This is a genomic window from Pseudomonas sp. CM27 (assembly GCF_013179515.1).
Lineage (GTDB): Bacteria > Pseudomonadota > Gammaproteobacteria > Pseudomonadales > Pseudomonadaceae > Aquipseudomonas.
On the sequence record NZ_JABMCN010000362.1, the window covers coordinates 1 to 3,950 of the forward strand.

The following is a 3,950-nucleotide window of genomic DNA, read 5'->3' on the forward strand; positions in this document are numbered from 1 at the left end:
AACTCAAAACTACAAGTCACCCTGTGACCGCATGTCGCAGCACTACAGCTGCAGCCTCTCAAACATGGGCTATTGGCAGGGTAGAAGAAAAAATCAAAATATTTCAGGGCACTTCGCTTACGACTGGGTGAATGTCGCAAAATAGCCCGCAAAGCCGCGTAATAAGCAGGGTTAAAGGGTATTTTTATGCCTGCGTAACAGTTTGCGATAATGCGACAAATACATACATCTGTAGGTGTTTAAAATAATTGACTACCGAGTCAAGTTATCGCAGGTTCATGCTTTGCCTATATAGGCCTGGGCCTGGTGCAGCAGCCAGTCGCGAAAGGCACGCAGCGAGCCAGACTCGACCTTGCGCTCCGGAATCATCAGATAGTAGGCCTTGTCGCTACTCAGGGCGTGTCTGTTAGCGACCACCAACCTACCTTCCTCCAGCTCGCGCTGAATCAGGAACGGCGGAATCAGGGCGATACCCATGTCGTGCATGGCCGCCTGGGCGAGCATCGAGAATAGTTCATAGCGCGGGCCTGTCATGTCGCGTTCCATATTCATGCCCAGGCTGCCGAACCACTGCCGCCAGGCGTACGGGCGGGTGCTCTGCTGCAGCAGTGGCAGTTGCCCGATGCGCCGCGCCTCCAGCATGCCCTCCTCGCCCAGTAGTGCCGGGCTGCACACCGGCACCGGGTTCTCCCCCATCAGCCGGTGCGACTGGGTGCCCGACCAGTCGGCATCGCCAAAGTAGATGGCGGCATCGAAGGTAGTGTCGGCGAACAGAAACGGGCGTGTGCGGTTGGTGAGGTTGACCGTGACCTCGGGGTGGCATTGCTGGAAGTCTTTCAGGCGCGGTAGTAGCCACTGGGTGCCAAAGGTGGGCACTACCGCCAGTTCGATCACATTGGCGCCCTGTTGGCGCATTACAGAGAGTGTGTCGCGCTCCACGGCGTCCAGTTGCGCGGCTATCTGGCGGCTGTAGGACAGGCCTGCTTCGGTCAGCTTCACGCCCCGTCGCGAGCGCCGGAACAGTTCGACATTAAGGAACGCCTCCAGGCCGCCTATCTGCCGACAGACAGCGCCCTGGGTCAGGGCGAGTTCCTGGGCGGCCTTGGTAAAGCTCTCGTTGCGCGCCGCTGCTTCGAAGCAAACCAGGGCGGCGGTACTGGGGATCTTGCGGCGCATGTACGTCAACCTCACTCGTAAGGCAGTCAATATGGCGTTTTGCCGATTTACGAAGTGACAAATTATCACTAATAGGTGCGCAATCCTCGTTTGTCCCGCCGGCTAATCAGGCCTAGGCTCAAAGGCACAAGAAACTGCCCCCTATTTCGAGGATTTCGCTCATGGCCGGTAAAGCAAGCTTCAACTGGATCGACCCGCTGCTGCTCGATCAGCAGCTCACTGAAGAAGAGCGCATGGTGCGTGACAGCGCTTATCAGTTCGCCCAGGACAAGCTGGCCCCGCGTGTGCTCGAGGCCTTCCGTCACGAGCAGACCGACCCGGCGATCTTCCGCGAGATGGGTGAAATCGGCTTGCTGGGGGCAACCATTCCCGAACAGTACGGTGGCAGTGGCCTGAATTACGTGTGCTACGGCCTGATCGCTCGAGAGGTCGAGCGTATCGACTCGGGCTACCGGTCGATGATGAGCGTGCAGTCGTCCCTGGTAATGGTGCCTATCAACGAATTCGGCACCGAAGCGCAAAAACAGAAATACCTGCCCAAGCTGGCCAGCGGTGAGTGGATCGGTTGCTTCGGCCTCACCGAGCCCAATCATGGCTCCGATCCTGGGTCGATGATCACCCGTGCCAGGAAGGTCGACGGCGGCTATCGCCTCACCGGCAGCAAGATGTGGATCACCAATAGCCCGATCGCCGATGTATTCGTGGTCTGGGCCAAGGATGATGCGGGTGATATTCGCGGCTTTGTTCTGGAGAAAGGCTGGGAAGGCCTCAGCGCCCCGGCGATCCATGGCAAGGTCGGCCTGCGTGCCTCTATCACTGGCGAAGTCGTCATGGACAACGTATTCGTGCCGGAAGAAAACATCTTCCCCGACGTGCGTGGGCTGAAAGGGCCGTTCACCTGCCTGAACTCGGCCCGCTATGGCATCTCCTGGGGCGCGCTGGGCGCCGCCGAGGCCTGCTGGCACACCGCACGGCAGTACACCCTGGACCGCCAGCAGTTCGGTCGACCTTTGGCTGCGAATCAGTTGATCCAGAAGAAGCTGGCGGACATGCAGACTGAAATCACGCTGGCCTTGCAGGGTTGCCTGCGCCTGGGGCGCATGAAAGATGAAGGTACGGCTGCGGTGGAAATCACCTCTATCATGAAGCGGAATTCCTGCGGCAAGGCCCTGGATATCGCGCGCATGGCACGTGACATGCTGGGCGGCAACGGCATCTCCGACGAGTTTGGTGTGGCCCGTCACCTGGTCAACCTTGAGGTGGTCAACACCTATGAAGGTACTCACGACGTGCATGCACTGATCCTGGGGCGTGCGCAGACCGGTATCCAGGCCTTCTATTAATAAGGAGCCAGCCCATGGGCGCGCTATCACATCTGCGGGTACTGGACCTTTCGCGCGTGTTGGCCGGCCCATGGGCTGGCCAGATCCTCGCTGACCTTGGTGCCGACGTGATAAAGGTGGAACGCCCTGGCAGTGGCGATGATACCCGCTCATGGGGGCCGCCCTTCCTCAAGGACGCCGAGGGTGAGAACACCAGCGAGGCGGCGTATTACCTTTCGGCCAATCGCAACAAGCGCTCGGTAACCATCGACTTCACGCAGCCCGAAGGGCAACGCCTGGTGCGTGAGCTGGCGGCCAAGTGCGATATCGTCATCGAGAACTTCAAGGTTGGCGGGTTGGCTGCCTACGGCCTGGACTATGCGAGCCTGAAGGCGCTCAACCCGCAGCTTATCTATTGTTCCATTACCGGCTTCGGCCAGACCGGGCCCTATGCCAGGCGCGCCGGCTATGACTTCATGATCCAGGGGCTGGGGGGGCTGATGAGCCTGACGGGCCGCCCGGAAGGCGAGGACGGCGCAGGCCCGGTCAAGGTGGGTGTCGCCCTCACCGACATTCTTACCGGGTTGTACTCCACTGTGGCCATGCTTGCCGCGCTCGCCCACCGAGACAAGGCTGGGGTGGGTCAGCATGTAGATATGGCACTGCTCGATGTGCAGGTGGCTTGCCTGGCGAATCAGGCAATGAACTACCTGACTACGGGCAACCCGCCTCGCCGCCTGGGTAATGCGCACCCTAATATTGTGCCCTATCAGGACTTTCCGACGGCGGATGGCGACTTCATCCTTACCGTGGGTAATGACGGCCAGTTCCGCAAGTTCGCCGAGGTGGCAGGGCAGCCGCAATGGGCGGACGATCCCCGCTTTCTTACCAATAAGCAGCGCGTGGCCAATCGGGGCGAGCTGATTCCGTTGATCCGTCAGGCCACGGTATTCAAGACCACGGCCGAGTGGGTCAGCCAGCTGGAGGCAGCGGGCGTACCCTGCGGTCCTATCAATGATCTGGCGCAGATGTTCCAGGATCCTCAGGTGCTGGCGCGTGGGCTGGCAGTGAAGATGCCGCATGCGTTGGCGGGCAGCGTGCCGCAGGTCGCCAGCCCGATACGGTTGTCGGAGACGCCGGTTGAATATAGAAGGGCTCCGCCGCTGTTGGGGGAGCATACCGAGGTGGTGCTTGGGGAGGTGCTGGGGTTGGATGCTGCTCAGGTGCAACGTTTGCGCGACGCCGGTGTGCTCTAGAAGGGTTGGGTTCCAATGAAAAGCGGGGAGGCCGTCAGGCCTCCCCGCTTGCTTCTCAGCGATATCAGCCTTTCTTGAAATTAAAGGTTGACGCCCTTTCGAATCCCCTTATAATGCGCCCCACTTCCAGCGACAACGGAACGACAAACTCCTTGATATTCAACGAGTTAGGTAGTTCAGAAGATGCTGTAAGGGC

General features: G+C 59.8%; 3 protein-coding genes. 2 read left to right on the forward strand and 1 reads right to left on the reverse strand.

The window, feature by feature from the left end; translation table 11 throughout:
• Positions 1–276: 276 nt before the first annotated feature.
• Positions 277–1,176, reverse strand: a complete 900-nt coding sequence (locus HP547_RS27645) for a LysR family transcriptional regulator (protein ID WP_172221786.1) — start codon at positions 1,174–1,176, stop codon at positions 277–279.
• Between the two features lie 161 nt (positions 1,177–1,337).
• On the opposite strand from HP547_RS27645, the gene HP547_RS27650 reads away from it, so the two are divergent.
• Together HP547_RS27650 and HP547_RS27655 are read left to right on the forward strand one after the other, a co-directional pair.
• Positions 1,338–2,519 carry an acyl-CoA dehydrogenase gene (locus HP547_RS27650; protein ID WP_172221783.1) on the forward strand — a complete coding sequence of 394 codons (1,182 nt, stop codon included), beginning with the start codon at positions 1,338–1,340 and terminating at the stop codon, positions 2,517–2,519.
• Between the two features lie 14 nt (positions 2,520–2,533).
• Positions 2,534–3,754 (forward strand): CaiB/BaiF CoA-transferase family protein, encoded by a 1,221-nt coding sequence (locus HP547_RS27655; protein ID WP_172221780.1) that lies wholly within the window; start codon positions 2,534–2,536, stop codon positions 3,752–3,754.
• Positions 3,755–3,950 lie beyond the last annotated feature (196 nt).